The organism is Streptomyces sp. NPDC055189 (genome assembly GCF_053606765.1).
The window spans coordinates 15,601-30,646 of record NZ_JBSGSG010000060.1; the positions used below are offsets into that span (position 1 = coordinate 15,601).

At 69.5% G+C, this 15,046-nt stretch carries 14 protein-coding genes; 7 read left to right on the plus strand and 7 right to left on the minus strand.

Annotated elements, in window-relative coordinates; all coding sequences use genetic code 11:
* Positions 1–57 precede the first annotated feature (57 nt).
* From ACWFR3_RS32025 to ACWFR3_RS32035, 3 genes are read left to right on the plus strand one after another with little or no spacing between them, the layout of a single operon-like run.
* Positions 58–441, plus strand: coding sequence for a TadE family protein (locus ACWFR3_RS32025; protein WP_453738163.1), 384 nt, complete (start codon positions 58–60; stop codon positions 439–441).
* Positions 441–899, plus strand: coding sequence for a TadE/TadG family type IV pilus assembly protein (locus tag ACWFR3_RS32030; RefSeq protein ID WP_453738164.1), 459 nt, complete (start codon positions 441–443; stop codon positions 897–899). Before ACWFR3_RS32025 ends, ACWFR3_RS32030 begins: the two co-directional genes overlap by 1 nt.
* Positions 896–1,360: a Tad domain-containing protein gene (locus tag ACWFR3_RS32035; protein WP_453738165.1), complete on the plus strand. Its 465-nt coding sequence runs from the start codon at positions 896–898 to the stop codon at positions 1,358–1,360. Before ACWFR3_RS32030 ends, ACWFR3_RS32035 begins: the two co-directional genes overlap by 4 nt.
* A gap of 32 nt (positions 1,361–1,392) precedes the next feature.
* Here the strand turns inward: ACWFR3_RS32035 and ACWFR3_RS32040 are convergent, their stop codons facing one another.
* A complete protein-coding gene (locus ACWFR3_RS32040) occupies positions 1,393–3,297 on the minus strand; it encodes a serine/threonine protein kinase (protein WP_453738166.1) in 1,905 nt (634 codons plus the stop codon).
* A 127-nt stretch (positions 3,298–3,424) separates the two neighbouring features.
* Positions 3,425–3,868, minus strand: a complete 444-nt coding sequence (locus ACWFR3_RS32045) for a VOC family protein (RefSeq protein ID WP_453738167.1) — start codon at positions 3,866–3,868, stop codon at positions 3,425–3,427.
* A gap of 67 nt (positions 3,869–3,935) precedes the next feature.
* On the opposite strand from ACWFR3_RS32045, the gene ACWFR3_RS32050 reads away from it, so the two are divergent.
* Positions 3,936–4,394, plus strand: coding sequence for a MarR family winged helix-turn-helix transcriptional regulator (locus ACWFR3_RS32050; RefSeq protein WP_453738168.1), 459 nt, complete (start codon positions 3,936–3,938; stop codon positions 4,392–4,394).
* Here the strand turns inward: ACWFR3_RS32050 and ACWFR3_RS32055 are convergent.
* The 5 genes from ACWFR3_RS32055 to ACWFR3_RS32075 form a co-directional block, all read right to left on the minus strand.
* Positions 4,391–6,001, minus strand: a complete 1,611-nt coding sequence (locus tag ACWFR3_RS32055) for a PstS family phosphate ABC transporter substrate-binding protein (RefSeq protein ID WP_453738169.1) — start codon at positions 5,999–6,001, stop codon at positions 4,391–4,393. The two genes, ACWFR3_RS32050 and ACWFR3_RS32055, sit on opposite strands and share 4 nt — an antisense overlap.
* Positions 6,002–6,250: 249 nt before the next feature.
* The gene (locus ACWFR3_RS32060; protein ID WP_453738170.1) at positions 6,251–6,598 is read right to left on the minus strand and encodes a hypothetical protein; all 348 of its coding nucleotides are present in this window, start codon (positions 6,596–6,598) and stop codon (positions 6,251–6,253) included.
* Between the two features lie 178 nt (positions 6,599–6,776).
* Entirely contained in the window at positions 6,777–7,742 is a 966-nt protein-coding gene (locus ACWFR3_RS32065; protein ID WP_453738171.1) for a barstar family protein, read from the minus strand.
* A gap of 17 nt (positions 7,743–7,759) precedes the next feature.
* A complete protein-coding gene (locus tag ACWFR3_RS32070) occupies positions 7,760–8,830 on the minus strand; it encodes a hypothetical protein (protein ID WP_453738172.1) in 1,071 nt (356 codons plus the stop codon).
* Between the two features lie 2 nt (positions 8,831–8,832).
* Positions 8,833–9,462 (minus strand): hypothetical protein, encoded by a 630-nt coding sequence (locus ACWFR3_RS32075; RefSeq protein WP_453738173.1) that lies wholly within the window; start codon positions 9,460–9,462, stop codon positions 8,833–8,835.
* 437 nt (positions 9,463–9,899) lie between these two features.
* Here ACWFR3_RS32075 and ACWFR3_RS32080 point away from each other — a divergent pair, with 437 nt between their 5' ends.
* The 3 genes from ACWFR3_RS32080 (at position 9,900) to mqnC (ending at position 15,040) form a co-directional block, all read left to right on the plus strand.
* Positions 9,900–12,890: a BTAD domain-containing putative transcriptional regulator gene (locus ACWFR3_RS32080; protein ID WP_453738174.1), complete on the plus strand. Its 2,991-nt coding sequence runs from the start codon at positions 9,900–9,902 to the stop codon at positions 12,888–12,890.
* A 100-nt stretch (positions 12,891–12,990) separates the two neighbouring features.
* Positions 12,991–13,716 (plus strand): prepilin peptidase, encoded by a 726-nt coding sequence (locus tag ACWFR3_RS32085; protein WP_453738175.1) that lies wholly within the window; start codon positions 12,991–12,993, stop codon positions 13,714–13,716.
* A gap of 124 nt (positions 13,717–13,840) precedes the next feature.
* A complete protein-coding gene (gene mqnC / locus ACWFR3_RS32090) occupies positions 13,841–15,040 on the plus strand; it encodes a cyclic dehypoxanthinyl futalosine synthase (RefSeq protein WP_453738176.1) in 1,200 nt (399 codons plus the stop codon).
* Positions 15,041–15,046 lie beyond the last annotated feature (6 nt).

The following is a 15,046-nucleotide window of genomic DNA, read 5'->3' on the forward strand; positions in this document are numbered from 1 at the left end:
GTGAAGCGATGGGTACGCCGCAGGGTGGAGGCAGCCTCCACCCGCGGTGAATCCGGCATGACCGCGATCGAGTTCGTGCTGCTCACTCCGGTCCTCTTCTTCATGATCTTCGCGACGGTGCAGTTCGCGCTGTACTTCTTCGCGGACCATGTCGCCCAGGCCGCGGCCCAGGCGGGCGCGCGCAAGGCCCGCGCGACGGCCGACGAGAACCCGGGCGGCTGGCGGGGCAACTCGCGCGACGTGGTCGACGCCTACATCCGGCAGCTGGGGCCGCAGCTGGTGATCGGCCCCGACGTGAAGACGATCGAGCCGAAGGCGAACACGGTCGGGGTGGAGATCACCGCGAAGGTGCCCTCGGTCTTCCCCGGCCTCGACCTGACGGTGCACGCGCAGTCGTCCGGGCCGGTGGAGCGGTTCGTGAAGGAGGGGGAGGGCGGCTGATGGGCAACGTACGAGTACGTGCTGCTCTGCGTCGGTGCCGTGAGCTCGTCCTCAGGACGGGTGACGACCGGGGGCTGTCGACCATCGAGGTGGTCATCCTCGCCCCCGTGATGATCCTCTTCATCCTGGTCCTGGTGGCCTTCGGTCAGCTCGTGGACGGCCGTGGCGCCATCGACGGAGCGGCACGTGACGCGGCACGCGCGGGCTCGATCCAGAAGGACTCGGGCACGGCGATGGCCGAGGCGGAGGCGGCCGCGCAGGCCGACCTCGCGGACGTCTGCTCCGGTCCGGTCGACGTCGTCAAGACGAGCAATGGCTTCGAGGCCGAGGTCGACCCGTTCTTCACGGTCGAAGTGAGCTGTGAGATCCGGGGGTTGGACATGATCGGCCTGAATGTCCCGACGACTCTGAAGGCCAGCTTCAGCTCCTCGCTCGACCCGCTCCGGAGGTCGGCATGAGCACCGTCTCCCCCCTTCGTGAATGGTTCTCGACCCGCCGCGAACGCCTGGACGACCGCGGCTCGGGCGCGGGCGCCGTGATCATCTTCGCGCTGGTCTTCCTCTCCCTCTCGGCCTTCGTGATCGACGGCGGCCTGTCCATCTCCAAGCGGGAGCGGGCCGCCGACATCGCGGAACAGGCGGCGCGTTACGCGGCGCAGGACATAGACCGCGAAGGCATATACGAAGGCGCCAAGGGCGCGCCCATCAACTACGAGAACTGCGGCGCACGGGCGCAGGCATTCGCCCGCGAGCTGGGCATGAGCGGCCCCGACGTAGCGGCGACCCACTGCGTGACGGCCAACGCCGACCAGGTCGAGGTCGAGGTCCAGATGACCTACAGCCCGGTCTTCACCGGGATGTTCTACGGCGGCGACGTGACGGTGCGGGGCAGCGCGATCGCGGAGAACGAGGTCGGCTGAGCGGGGTGGCGTGACGCGCACGCCCTCTTCCGCTACAGCTCTGGCTTCCACTGGGTCGCTGTCACCACGTACGTACGGAGATTGTCGTTCTCCGGCTCCTTGTTGACCCTGGTGATCCACAGGTGTGTGACGGGCCCGTCGCTGGACTCGACACAGATGCCGGTGTTGGCCTTGAGGAGCGAGTCGTTCCGGATCTTGCTCAGCGGGACCGGGTTGGGCAGATTCGCCTCACGCGCGGAGTCACGGCACGCGCTGGGGGTGGGGCGCTCCTCGGTGGTGGTGCTGAAGCCGCCGCTGCCGTCGGCGAGACGGATGCCATTGATGCTGAGGGGATCCGCGCAGTCCGTGTATGTGATCCAGGGGCCGGAGCGCGGCGCGGATTCCCTGTTCAGCTTCAGTTCCAGGTCGTTGATACCGAGCTGGGTGACGTCGCCGGGCTGACACACGGAGTCAAGGCCGGCGTCCTTCGAGTTGGGGTAGTACTTGGGCGCCCGCAGGGTCAACGGCTTGTTCTGCGCGCTGATCTGCCACCCCGCCTCGGTCTTCGGCCCCGCAGGCCCCTTGTCGGCGCCGCTGTCGGCCTCGCTGCCCGCATCGGGCTTGTTCCCGGCCTTGGCGTCCGAACTGCCCTTGGCTGTACCGCCCTTGTCGTCCGAATTGCCCATCAGCTGGTACGCGGCGAAGGAGCCGCCACCCACGGCGAGTACTCCGACGATGGCGAGCACGGGAACGAGGAGCGGACGGCGGCGCTTGCCGCTCTGCCCCGGCTGCTGGGCCCGGGACGGCACCGGAGCCTGGCCCGGCCGGGTCGGTGCGCCGGCAGCAAAGGCGGCACCCGGGCTCTGCGCGGGCTGGGTCGGTACCGCGGCGGCGTACGCGGCACCGGGGGAGTGGGCGGGCTGCGTCGGAACAGGCGGCGCAGTAAAGGGGCCACCTGGAGCACCGAAGGAACCCGGCGCACCGAAGGAACCCGGTATACCGGGTGAGCCTGGCGCACCGGATGAGCCGTGCGCACCGGAGGCGGAGGATGAGCCGCTCTGCAGCCGCATCGTCTGCTCCCGCTCCTGCTGTGCGATCTGCTGCGCGACGGCGGGCGGCAGCCACCACCCCTCCTGCCGGGCGAGTCCTGACGTACCCGCGAGCGACGCGCACGCCTCGACCAGCTGGGCCGGGGTCGGCCGGGAGCCGGGCTCCTTGGCGAGACAGGCGGCGATCAGCGGACGCAACTGGTCCGGGCAGACGGTGAGGTCGGGCTCGTTGGAGACGATGCGGTAGAGCAGCGCGTGCGAGGAGCCGTCGCCGAACGGATGCTTCCGGGTCGCGGCGAAATACGCCACGAGGCCGAGAGCGAAGACGTCGAGAGCCGGGGTGACCTCGCCGCCCATGGCCTGCTCGGGGGCCATGTAGGCGGGTGTGCCGAGCCGTACGTCCGTGCCGGTCAGTGCGGTGGTGTCGGCGGCGCGGGCGATGCCGAAGTCGATGACACGGGGGCCGTCGGCGGCCAGTAGGACGTTCGAGGGCTTGAGGTCACGGTGGATGACACCGGCGGCGTGGATGGTCTGCAGGGCTTCGGCGATGCCGGCCATCAGCTGCAGGACGGTCGGTACGGGGAGTACGCCGTGCTGGTACACGGCGGAGGAGAGGGAAGGGCCGGGGACGTAGCTGACGGCGAGCCAGGGCTCGGGCCCGTCGGTGAAGCTGTCCAGGACGGGCGCGGTGTAGGGCCCCTGAACGCGGCGGGCTGCGGTGACTTCCTGAGTGAAGCGCTGCCGGAACTCGGGGTCCTGCGCGTACTCCCGCCGCACGACCTTCAGGGCCACTGGCTGACCGCCGCGCGTGTGCGACAGATAGACGACGCCCATACCGCCCTCGCCCAGGCGGGCGCGCAGCCGGTATCCGTCAATCTCGCGGGCGTCGTCCGGCGCCAGCTCGTCCATGGTGGATCCTCCCCGAATCGTTGGGGGCCATGGTACGGAAGGGGCCTGCGGGGACTGTTGCCGCAGCCGCTGGACCTGGCGCAGGTCGTACCTGCCGCGCACCGTCAACTGGGTGTGATGCGTCTCGTCATCCGGCGGCGTTGTGGAGGGTGAGGCGGTAGCCGTCGGGGTCCGTGACGGTGAACATGCGGCCGAAGGGGCCGTCCACGGGCTCTCCCTCCGCCTGCGCGCCGCTTGCCGTGGCCGCCGTGACCGCCCTGTGGAGGGTGTCGACGTCGTCCACGGCGATCCAGAGCGTCACTCCGTGTCCGGCGGTTCCGGGCTGCGGCGTGTTGTCGGTACGCAGTGCCATGAAGACCGGCCGGGTGGCGATGAGCTGGGCTCCGGGCGGGCTGGTCGGCGCGGCGGGCAGGCCCAGTGTGTCGCAGTAGAAGGAGCGGGACTTGTCCATGTCGCTGACCTGCAGGGATACGAAGTCCACGCCAGTGGGGGCGGCGGGGGTGGCGGGGGCTGTGGTGTCGATCGTGTTGCTGGTCGAGCTGGTGGTGTCGGTCGTGTCGGTGGTGCTCATTGGGTTCCTCCGGGGCGTACGCGAAGACCGTTAGGGTGCTAATCGTTGCCAACGTAGCATGCAGCCCATGGACGACGCGCACTTTGACCCATCGGTCTCGCTCGGTTTCGCCGTCAAGCGGCTGCAGCAGGCCATGCGGCGCGAGATGGACGCCAAGCTGGCCGCGCACGGGCTGACCATGCCGCAGTACTCGGCGTTGAATCTGCTGGCCAAGAGCCCCGGCATGAGCAACGCGGAGCTGGCGGGGCGGGCCTTCGTCACGCCGCCCACCATGCTGCGCATCATCGACGGCCTCGTGCGGGCACGGCTGGTCCACCGTGCCGACATGACCGGGCGCCACCGCACCCTGTCCCTCACCGAGCAGGGCACCGCCACCCTCGCCAAGGCGTCCGGCGAGATCGGCGGCATCGAGGACACCCTGCGCGACCGTGTCGACTCGCCGGACCCGGAGCGGTGGCGGGAAATCCACGCATGGCTCACGCGGGCAGCCGAAGCGTTCGAAGGCTCGCCTGAGAGGGAGCGCTAGTCGGCAGGGCGGCAGAGCAGCGGCTTCTCCAGCTCCGAGCAGGGGCGGTGGCCGTGCACCGGGAGGCTGTCCTTGCCCGCGCCTTCCGTGAGGTAGCGCAGGAAGCCCGCGGCCACGGAGTCGGCGGGGGGTTCGCCGTAGGTGTAGGCGAACTCTGTCTGCCAGTACGGGTACGCGCCCGCGTCCGCGCCCTCCACCGTGGCGGGGTAACCGGCGATGCGGACCTGCTGGATGCCCTCGTGGGTGAGCGCGGCGCCCGCCTCGCTGTGGCCGATGGCTCCGGGGATCGACGCCACGTTGTCCAGGAGCGTGTCGGTGCCGCCGACCTCGCAGCGGCCGGGCTTGCTCCGGTCCATGCCGGCGCAGTCGCCCGAGGTGACCTCCAGGAGCTCCTTGTCGGCGAGGACCTGGTGGACGAGCGTGGAGCGGGTGCCGGAGCCCGGGTGGCGGCTCACGAGGTGGATGGGGACGTTGTTTCCGTTCACCTGGCGCCAGTTGGTGATGTCTCCGGAGTAGATCTGGCGCAGCTGTTTGAGGGAGAGGTCCTGGACACCGGTGTCCTTGTTGACGGCGAGGGTGAAGAGGGAGAGCGCGACGGGGCGGGGGAGCAGTTGAGGGCGGCCGTCGCCCTTGGCGCCGTCGGTGAAGGCGAGCCGGTCGGGCAGACCGAGGCCGCCCGCTCCCGCACTCGTGTCGGTCTTACCCGCATTACCGGCCTTGTCGGCCGCCTCCTTGGCTCTCTTCTTGCCCGCTGCTTCCAGTGAGTCGAGGCCCGCGACGCTGCCTTTGAACGTGTCGTCCGTGATGGTGATGCCGGCGTCCGTGCACTTCGCGACGTACCGCTTCGCCGCATCGGCGACGGCGGCCCTGAAGGCGGTGGAGCCGGAGAGGGTCAGCGTGCCCTCGGCGCAGTCGACCGGTGCGGCCTGGGCGGGGGCGTCATCCCTGGTGAAGGAGGTGAAGGACTGGGCGGCGGCGACGAGCACCAGGAGCGCGATGAAGACCATCACGGGCTTCGAGGCGAAGGTGTGGCTCGCGGTCTTCTTGATCCGCCCGCCGCGCACGCCGCCCTTTATGCCCGCGACGACCACAGGGTCGGGGAAGTCCTGGTCGGCCGGGAAGGCCCGGTCGCGTTCCAGGACGGCGAGGACCTTGTAGTGGTTGCCGCGGTTGAGGGGTACGCGGGGCAGTTCGATGTGGCCGTCGGCCATGCGCAGGCCGGTGGCGTCGTCGAAGCAGGGGCGCAGGTAGTCGTGGCTGAGCTCGGTGACGACCATGCCGTCGACGCGGCGGCCGGGGAAGTTGATCCGGATGCCGACTTGATCGTCGTCGCGTACGACGTAGTCGGTGGCGTCGATGTGGGTCCAGCCGCTGTTCTGGATGCGGAGGAGGACGAAGGAGGGGTCGAGGAGGGAGTGGCCGTTCTGCTGCATCTGCCGGAGGACTCCGGCGTGCGGGTGGGTGTCCGCGTTCTTCGCGGTGGTGTCCATCTGTACGCGGTAGCCGAGCCGTTTGCGCCCGGCGAATCCGAACTCCCACAGGGCGGCGCCGACGGGTATCGCGATGCCGAGGACGGCGACCATCGACTCCCAGGACAGACCACTCATCACCGAACCGACCCCCGTTTGTCCGTACCCCGGTTGTGGGGGTGGGGCCAAATTACGAGGGAGAGGGTGAGGGCGGCAGTCAACGCCCCTTGTTTCAAGGAGAGTTCATTGAGTGGCCACTCGGGGTGGGGCGGAGTTCACCGGTTGTTGGGGGAGGGGGCGCCGGGCGGGCTGGCTTAACCGGGGGAGCTGGAGGGCTTCCCGGTGGGGCGTCCCGTTAGGGCTTCCTGGCGGGGCTTCCTGGTGGGGCTAATCGCCCTCGCCCTTGCCCTTACCGCCCTTGCCGCCCTTCTCCTTCACGCCCTCGGAGACGTCCTTCGCCAGCTTGTCGTCCAGCTTCTTGAACTCGCGTACGACCGCGTCGGACATGTCGGCCAGCGCGCTCAGCTGCTGGGTGATGTCCTCGCGGCCGTCCTCCCAGTTGGACTCGAAGTCGTCGAGCGCGTCGTACACGCCGCCGTCGCCGATGTCGTCCTTGTAGGACTCGAAGGTCTTCTTCGTCCGGTTCATCCGGTCCTTGACGGACCGCAGCCGGCTTCCGTAGTCCTCAAGATCGCTGAGCGGGAGCGCGAGGTCGCTCTTGCCTTTACCACCCATGCCAGTTCCCTCTCAGCTCTGTCGCAGGCGCGTGCCGTGGAACCCCTCGGCCAGGCCGAGGGCGTGGCTTGCCCTCCGAAGACGATTATGACCTGCTCTGTGGTTCCGGGGGCGGGGATATGTGCCCGGGGCAGCGGCGGGCGCAGGTTGCGGGGGCCGCCGTTGCCCCGGCCGAGCGTCAGCCCCAGTCCTCGCCATCCGGGGGCATCGGGATTCCCTCTGCTTTCGCGATCTGCATCGCGCAGCCCTCAGGGATTTCCGGCGCACGGAAATCGACCGATTCGATGTGCTGGAGGAATTCGGCCGGTGGGGCGACCCGGTGGTACCGCACGTAGTCGGCCCAGGACAGCTGCCATACCCACACCCCGTCGGTCATGATTCCGATGCGTACGCGCATCTGCTCGCTGTCGGAGAAGGGGTCAGGCAGGGTGCCGGGCGAGGAGAGCAGCGGTTCGGCGTTCTCCAGGAACGCGGACAGTCTGTCGACGAGTTCCGCGGGCAGTGAATCGACGACCCCTTTCACCTCTGTCTCGGCCTCGCCGAGTCTGTGCGGCGCAGACACTCTCTCCGTGGCTTTCGGCCCCGGGGCGACGTCGGGCCAGTCCTCGCCGGTCAGTGTTGCCGTCAGGCGGCCCTCGTCGAGTCTTACGGCGACGTCCATGTCGGTTGCCGCGGGTCCGGCGAAGGCGGTTGGTGGGGTGTTGTTGAGGAGGAAGGCGGTGTGGAGGGTGAAAGGGGGCGTGCCTTCGTCCGGGTTGCCGTCTGCGTCTAGTCGGAGGTTGGCCCGCCATGCTGCCTGGCAGAGGACCGAGACGAAGCAGCCCAGGAAATCGGCGCTCAGCAGGTCGTCGGCACTGTCGATGACAACCGCGGCGTCCCGAGAAGCGCCCCCGTGGCCGTGCCAGTCCTGGAGGCAGTCCACCAGCGCGTCCCAGTTGTGGCCGAAGTAGGCCGGGAAGCGGAGCTCGCGGGCGAAGGTGGCGAAAAGGGTGCGCGGGTCTCGTAGTTGCCTGCCGTCCATGCGGATCACACGGCCGCCCAGCCTCTGGAGCTTCGCGGTTTCGTCGTTCAGCCATGGGTCGTCGTGGCGCGTGAAGACGACCCATGGCGCACGGCGTTCGGTGAGGGTGGCGTGCCCGCGCATGGCGTGGAGCCCCTTGATCAGCGGTTGATCGACTGGACTTCCTGGACGTCCATGTCCTGGGTCGTCTCGAAGGTGCCGTTCGGCAGGTTGTGCTTGCCGTCGTTGTCCGAGCCCTCCCAGGAGATCTCCCAGGTGATGGATGCCTTCAGCTGGTACGGCTTTCCGTCCGTGGCGCGGAGATAGCGGATGCCGCACGGCGGGTCCTGCTTCGACTTGCCCTTCGCGTAGGGCGTGCCGATGCTGCCGTCTTCGTTGATCTCGCATTCGCCGGATGCGGGGAAGGTCTCCGAGTCCCCCGTGCCCGGTTCCAGGTGGAGGCTTACCGGCTTGGCCGTGGTCTCCGCCCAGATGCCCGTCTTGGGAAGTTCCGCGCGCACCTGGACGTCCTTGAAGGTGCCCTTGTCCAGCCAGACCCAGGTGGGCAGATTGACCGTCGACTTGGCCTCGGGCTTCAGCTCGACCTTGGTGTCGGGGACCTTCACCTTGTCGTACGCGTACTCGGCGAGCATTTCCGGCGTCGGGGCGTGCGGAATGTCGGGGACCGTTCCCGCGTCCTGCCAGAACATGATGCGGCCGCAGTCCCAGGAGTCCGGGTCGGTGTCGTCCGGTGCGACACCGCGCCAGAAGTAGCCGTCCTTGCCGATGTTGTAGTTCTTGTAGCCCTCGGCGCGACTGTTCTCGTCGTCGAAGTTGTCGTTGGCCTCGCCCTTGTCGTAATGGTCGATGAAGATCGCGTCCGACCAGAACTCGTGGATGCCGGCGTCGTCGACTTCTCCGGCCTCGGCGGCCTTCTTGAGCTGCTCGGGCGTGTAAGCGGGCTCGTACCAGCAGGCCGGGGGCTTCCAGTTGGGGTCGATCGGCGCCAGATTCCCCTTCTTGCCGCCGCCGTCTCCGCCGCTCTTGTACGAGATCTTGATCGAGGAGTGGTTGACGCCGGCCCCGAGGTTGCCCTTGTCGTCCGCGCTGCCGCCTTCGTGGCCCGGCCCGCCCAGGGCCAGCGCGGGCGACGGAACAAGGGCGGAGACGATCGCCAAGGGGGCTATCACCCGGACGACAGCGGTGCCTACGGTCCTGCGAGTGGAGCCCATGATCAGCATCCTCCAGGGGCGGTCTCTACCGAGGTGGTGACCCAGACGCCGTTGTCGCCCTTCTCCAGGGCCGTGCGGTACTGGACCTTGGGGGACTCGCCTTCGGGAGTCCCTTCCTTCTTGCCCGTCTTGAGGTCCTTGCTGAAGCCCTTGCTCTCGTCCACGCAGTAGAACAGAGTCGCCCGGCCCTTCTCGCGGATCTCCGCCTCGGGGTTGGTGGCCTTGACCTCGCCGGTGATCGTCAGCCCCTTGTAGCCCTGGACCCACTTCTGGCCGCTGTCGAGGGCGGACCGGGCGCTGTAGAAGGCCAGGTAATCGGCCTCGGGGTCGGCCTCGCCGATCGCGGCGTACGTCCCGCGGAGCCGCTCCTTGCCGTCGTTCAGGATCGACTGGATCTTCGGGTCGCTGTCCGTCCAGCCCTCGAAGTCAGCCTTGAAGGACTCGGGGAGCGTGATCTTGGGGCGGTCGACGTCCGACGACTCCGACGCGGTGGGTGTCGGCTTGCTCGACCCCTTCCCCGCCCCCTCGATCTTGTCCGAGGAGTCTTCGCTCCCGCCGCTTCCACAAGCGGTCAACAGCAGGGTCGCGCTCGCCACTACGGCGGCAAGGACGGGCATAGTGCGACGGGCCACGATTGCAGTCCCCCAGAGTTTCGAAACGTGTGCAGGAGAAAATGAAGCCGAACGAAGTTATCAGGTGCGGGTTATCAGCACTGGTGGGCTTTGTGAAGGTTCTCGCGCTTCGTGCGGTGACGGAAGCGAACGGGAGCGAAGGTTGCTCAAGTGCTACGGGGGCGCAGCGATTCCGTGCCGGAACTGTGACGCGCAGGGATGGATGCCTGCCTCAAGCGGACATTCGTGGTCGGCGACCGCACGGGGAGCGTTGGACGTACGGTGCGACTCGGGCGTAAACGGGCAACCGGTGGAGTTCATTGAGCGCCCCCGAAAGCCGCTGCCCCTGTCTGACCTCCGGCCCCTTCCGTACCATCGCCTCAGTACGCTCGGCTGATCTCCAAACGATCTCGTCGATCTCTATCCGCTCCCTCTCAGAGGACAACAGGACACCCGCCATGGCGCGCACCTCTTCAAGTTCGACAGGCGGCCCGTCGGCTCCACGGAATCGGACGCCGCAGCCGCTGCCCCGGCGTCGACGTACGGCCGGGGACTTCGTCAAGGCGTTCCTCGCCTTTGTCGCGTTGGCCGCGCTCGTCGTCGGCGTGCCTGGCGCCCTCGCGTTCACCGTGGGGTGGCCGCTGCCGGGCGGTGCGCCCTCCCTTGACTGGTTGCAGCAGGAGATCACGGTCACGACGTTCGTCAACGTCCTGACCGTCGTCGTCTGGCTCGCCTGGGCCCAGTTCACCGCCTGCGTCCTCGTCGAGGTCAAGGCCGCGCTCTCCGGTGTGGGAATGCCGGGCCGCGTGCCCGGCGCCGGCGGCAGTCAGATCCTCGCCCGCCAACTCGTCGCCGCCCTGCTCCTGGTCGGCGCCACCGCCGCCAGCTTCGCGCCGGGGCTCTCGCAGTTCGGGCAGTCCCTTGAGGGGAATCAGAAGCCCGCGTCCGCCGCCTCCGCCCAGCAGACCCCCGGTGGTCTCTTCGGACAGGAGCAGGCCGGGAGCGCGGCCAGTGCCGTCGCCGAACAGGCCGAGCAGGCCGCCGCTCACGCAGGCAGCAGCACCGCCAAGGACGGCGACACCAAGTACTACCGGATCCAGCCGCCCGAAGGGCGTCACCACGATTCGATGTGGGAGATCGCCGAGCGGCACCTGGGAGACGGCCGCCGCTACAAGGAGATCTACCAGCTCAACAAGGACAGGGAGCAGCCCGACGGGTCCCGCCTGTCCGAGGCCAGCCTCATCCGGCCCGGCTGGATCATGGAGATGCCCGCGGACGCGCACGGCGGCGAGCTCGTCGAGATGCCCGACGAGGCGCCCAAGGTCTCGCAGGACGTGAAGGAGCAGATCTCCGACTACGCCAAGTCCGGGCAGCAGGGCGGCGGCGCCAAGGAGCAGGGCGGCGGTCAGCAGGGCGGCGGATCCGTCGATCGCGACACCGCTCACATCACCGTCCCCGAGCAGCGGCCCTCCGAAAGCGGCGGCGGGCGGCAGGAAGCTCCCGTCGCCAGCAGCGGCAGCGAGTCCGAAGGGTTCTCCTTCGGGCTGCCCGAAGCCCTCATCGGAGCCCCGCTCCTCGCCGCCGGACTCCTCGGCGCCCTCGGCCGCCGTCGGCGCCACGCGCTGTGGCAGTCGGCCATGGGCGCCGTCGGCGGACGCCGCGGCATGGAGCCGCCGACGCCGACCGGGGGTGCGGCCGATGTGCAGGACGCGCTGCTCGTGGGCGCCGACCCCGAGGGCGTACGGCTTCTCGATCTGTCGCTGAGGGGGCTCGCCGCGGCCCTCGCCGAGGAATCGCGGGCCCTGCCCACCGTCTACGCCGCCTGGCTCAGCAACGGCGATCTGCACCTCCAGCTCGCCCAGCCCGCCGGACGGCCGCCCGCTCCCTGGCAGTTGGGGCAGGACCAGACGTTCTGGATGCTGGCCAGGACCGACGCCGAGCGGTACGAGGACGTCGACACCGCCGCTCCCTACCCGGGGCTCGTCAGCCTCGGCACGCTCGACGACTCGCGGCTGTTGCTCAACCTCGAAGCCGTGCCCGGTGTCGTCTCGCTGAGCGGTACCGAGGCCGACCGCGCCGCCGTCTTCGCCTCCGTCGCCGCCGAGCTCGCCACCAACGGGTGGTCCGACCGCATGACCATCACCCTCGTCGGCTTCGGGCAGGACCTGACGCCGCTCGCGCCCAACCGGCTGCGGCATCTCGACGACATCGAGGCGCTCATCGAGACGATGGAGGCGGAGACGCGGCAGCGCCGGGGGGCTCTCGGGGCCGCCGGGCACGACTCCGTCCTCACCGGGCGTACGGGACCCGCCCAGCACACCCGCTGGGCGCCGCACCTGGTGCTGCTCGCCGCCGAGCCCACCGGTGACGACGCCGTGAAGCTCGCCGAGCTGGCCGCCGATGCCAGCCGTCTCGGCATCGGGTACCTCGTCGGTACCGAGTCCGGAGACCTGCCGGGTGCCGCTTGGGAGATGGAGATCACCGCCGAGGGCAAGCTGCTCGCACCGCTGCTCGGCCTTGAGCTTGAGGCGCAGGCGCTGCCCGAGGCCCAGCAGCGGGCCGTCGTGGAGCTCTTCGTCGACGCCGATCCCGGCGAGGGCGAGGGCCAGGGCCAGGGCGGTGGCGCTTCCGGTCGTACGGCGGCAACCCCGCCGTTCCTCGTCGACGTCACCGAGCAGGGGCGGCCCGCGGTGTACGCGCGCCTCGTCGGAACGTACGAGATCATCGGCCTCGACACGCCTGACGGTGAGCGCAGCCCGCTGATGCACGAGGCGCTGGCGCTGCTCCTGCTGCACCGCGAGGGAGTGCACCCGCGGGTGCTCGCCTCCGCGCTGTGGCCGCGCGGTGTCACCGAGGACGTGCGCGACGCGCTCGTCGAGCGGCTCCGGGAGTGGCTCGGCACCGAGCCCGACGGGTCGCCCCGGCTGCGGGCCGACCGCAGCGGGCGGCTCACGCTCGCCAAGTCCGTCGTATCCGATCTTGATGTGCTGCGGTCGCTGTACCACGAGGCGACCCAGGGGCGCGGTGCCAACAGCCGTGCCGTACGTGGGCGGATGCTCACCGATGCCCTGGTGCTCGTCCGCGGGCCGCTGCTCGAAGACCGGCCGCAGGGGCGGTACGCGTGGCTCACGCACGAGATCATCGACGCGCAGCTGCCGCTGCTCGTCGCCGACATCGGGCTCGCCCTCTCCGAGTTCCACCTGGAGAAGGGGCGTGCGGAGAAGGCCATCGAGGCGTTGAACGCTTCGCTCAATTCCGCGCCGGGGGACGAGCGGCTCTGGAACGAGTTGCTGCGGGGGACTCATGCGGTGGGGGATCCTGCCCGCTTGCAGCAGGTGGCCGCCGATCTTGTTGCGCGGAGTGGGGCTCGGGGCGTGCCGCCTCGGACCGAAGCCTTGCTGGACGAGTTGCTTCCTGCTTGGCGTAGTGGGCTCTCTGCTGTCGGGTAGTTCTTTCGCTGCGGGGCGGGTGGGGCGGATTCGCGGCCGCCGCTTCGCGGCGGATGTCTCCCGCCCACCCACCCGTATCTCCGCGTCCAAAGGGTGAACGTTGGAACCGCTCTTGTACGTCCTCGGTGGCGCCCTCTGGGGCGCCCTCGCCGGGCTCCTCGTGCCCCGCGTCGCCTATCGGCTCTCCGTGGCGCCCGACGAGGGGTGGCGGGACAGCTGCCCCGACGGGCATCCCGTGGGCGGGTGGATCGGGCTTGCGCGGTGTCGCCAAGACGGGACCCGCTACGGGCCCCGGACCACGACCGTCGCCCTCGCCACCGCCCTCGTCTGCGCGGTCCTCGCCGCCGCCACCGGCACGCGGCCCGAGCTCGGGGTCTGGCTGCTGCTCGCGCCCTTCGGGGTGCTGCTCGCCGTCGTGGACTTCGGGGTGCACCGGCTGCCCGACGTGCTGACGCTGCCGCTCGCCGGGGCCGCGCTCGTACTCCTCGGAGGTGCCGCCGTGCTGCCCGAGCACGCCGGTTCCTGGATCCACGCGCTGTACGGAGGGCTCGGGCTCGGCGCCGCGTACTTCGTGCTCTTCCTCATCAGCCCGAACGGCATGGGCTTCGGCGACGTGAAACTGGCGCTGAGCCTGGGTGCCGTCCTCGGCTGGTACGGGTGGGGCGCGGTGCTCCTCGGCACCTTCGCCGGGTTCCTGCTCGCCGCGCTGTACGGCGGATTCCTGGTCGTCGCCCGCCGTGCCGGGCGCAAGACGGCCATCCCGTTCGGGCCGTTCCTGATCGGCGGGGCGTTCCTGGGACTCCTGGTCGGGGCGTACGCCGCCTGACGTCAGGCGGCCGGACGGGCTGGCGTACGCTGAATCAGTCCGCCCACCCGTCTCCCACCACCACCCTTATTTCGAAGCGCTTCGCGCCTTGCTTTTTCAAAACCCTTACGAAAGGGACGCCCCGGTGACCGAGAAGGCCGACCTTCAGTCCGTGCTCGACCGTGCCGCCGCAGGTGGGCGGATTACTGAGGAAGAGGCGCTCGACCTCTACCGCGATGCCCCGCTGCACGCGCTCGGCGCCGCCGCCGACGCGATCCGCCGCCGCCGGTACGCCGGGACCGAGCACATCGCGACGTACATCATCGAGCGGAACATCAACTACACCAACGTGTGTGTGACCGCCTGCAAGTTCTGCGCCTTCTACGCCGCCCCGAAGGACACCAAGAAGGGCTGGACGCGCGACCTCGACGACATCCTGCGGCGCTGCGCCGAGACCGTCGAGCTCGGCGGCACGCAGGTCATGTTCCAGGGCGGGCACCACCCGGACTTCGGCGTCGAGTACTACGAAGAGCACTTCTCGGCGATCAAGAAGAACTTCCCGCAGCTGGTCATCCACTCCCTCGGCGCCTCCGAGGTCGAGCACATGGCCCGCATCTCGAAGGTCTCCGCCGAGGAGGCCATCCAGCGCATTCACGCCGCCGGGCTCGACTCCTTCGCCGGCGCGGGCGCCGAGCTGCTCCCGGCCCGCCCGCGCAAGGCCATCGCCCCGCTCAAGGAGAGCGGCGAGCGCTGGCTGGAGATCATGGAGATCGCCCACCGTCTCGGCGTCGAGTCGACGTCCACGATGCTCATGGGCACGGGCGAGACCAACGCCGAGCGCATCGAGCACCTGCGGATGATCCGCGACACGCAGGACAAGACCGGCGGCTTCCGGGCCTTCATCCCGTACACGTACCAGCCCGAGAACAACCACCTCAAGGGCCGGACGCAGGCCAGCATCTTCGAGTACATCCGCATGATCGCGATCTCGCGGATCTTCCTCGACAACGTCGCCCACATCCAGGGCTCCTGGCTGACCACCGGCAAGGAGGCCGGCCAGCTCACCCTGCACTACGGCGCGGACGACCTCGGCTCCGTGATGCTGGAGGAGAACGTCGTCTCCTCCGCCGGTGCCAAGCACCGCAACAACCTGCGCGACATGATCGACATGATCCGCAGCGCGGAGCGGGTCCCGGCCCAGCGCGCCACGACGTACGAGCACCTCGTCGTGCACGACGACCCGGCGAACGACCCGACCGACGACCGCGTCGCCTCGCACATCTCCTCCACGGCGATCGAGGGCGGCACGGCTCACCCCGAGCTGAAGCTCCTCGCCTCCAACTGAGGCCGC

Coding starts and splice junctions, on each gene's coding strand:
- ACWFR3_RS32070 (WP_453738172.1), bottom strand. CDS start 8,830: ATGGGCTCCACTCGCAGGACCGTAGGCACCGCTGTCGTCCGGGTGATA.
- ACWFR3_RS32040 (WP_453738166.1), bottom strand. CDS start 3,297: ATGGACGAGCTGGCGCCGGACGACGCCCGCGAGATTGACGGATACCGG.
- ACWFR3_RS32045 (WP_453738167.1), bottom strand. CDS start 3,868: ATGAGCACCACCGACACGACCGACACCACCAGCTCGACCAGCAACACG.
- ACWFR3_RS32060 (WP_453738170.1), bottom strand. CDS start 6,598: ATGGGTGGTAAAGGCAAGAGCGACCTCGCGCTCCCGCTCAGCGATCTT.
- ACWFR3_RS32080 (WP_453738174.1), top strand. CDS start 9,900: ATGGCGCGCACCTCTTCAAGTTCGACAGGCGGCCCGTCGGCTCCACGG.
- ACWFR3_RS32035 (WP_453738165.1), top strand. CDS start 896: ATGAGCACCGTCTCCCCCCTTCGTGAATGGTTCTCGACCCGCCGCGAA.
- ACWFR3_RS32055 (WP_453738169.1), bottom strand. CDS start 6,001: ATGAGTGGTCTGTCCTGGGAGTCGATGGTCGCCGTCCTCGGCATCGCG.
- ACWFR3_RS32025 (WP_453738163.1), top strand. CDS start 58: ATGACCGCGATCGAGTTCGTGCTGCTCACTCCGGTCCTCTTCTTCATG.
- ACWFR3_RS32065 (WP_453738171.1), bottom strand. CDS start 7,742: ATGCGCGGGCACGCCACCCTCACCGAACGCCGTGCGCCATGGGTCGTC.
- ACWFR3_RS32030 (WP_453738164.1), top strand. CDS start 441: ATGGGCAACGTACGAGTACGTGCTGCTCTGCGTCGGTGCCGTGAGCTC.
- ACWFR3_RS32050 (WP_453738168.1), top strand. CDS start 3,936: ATGGACGACGCGCACTTTGACCCATCGGTCTCGCTCGGTTTCGCCGTC.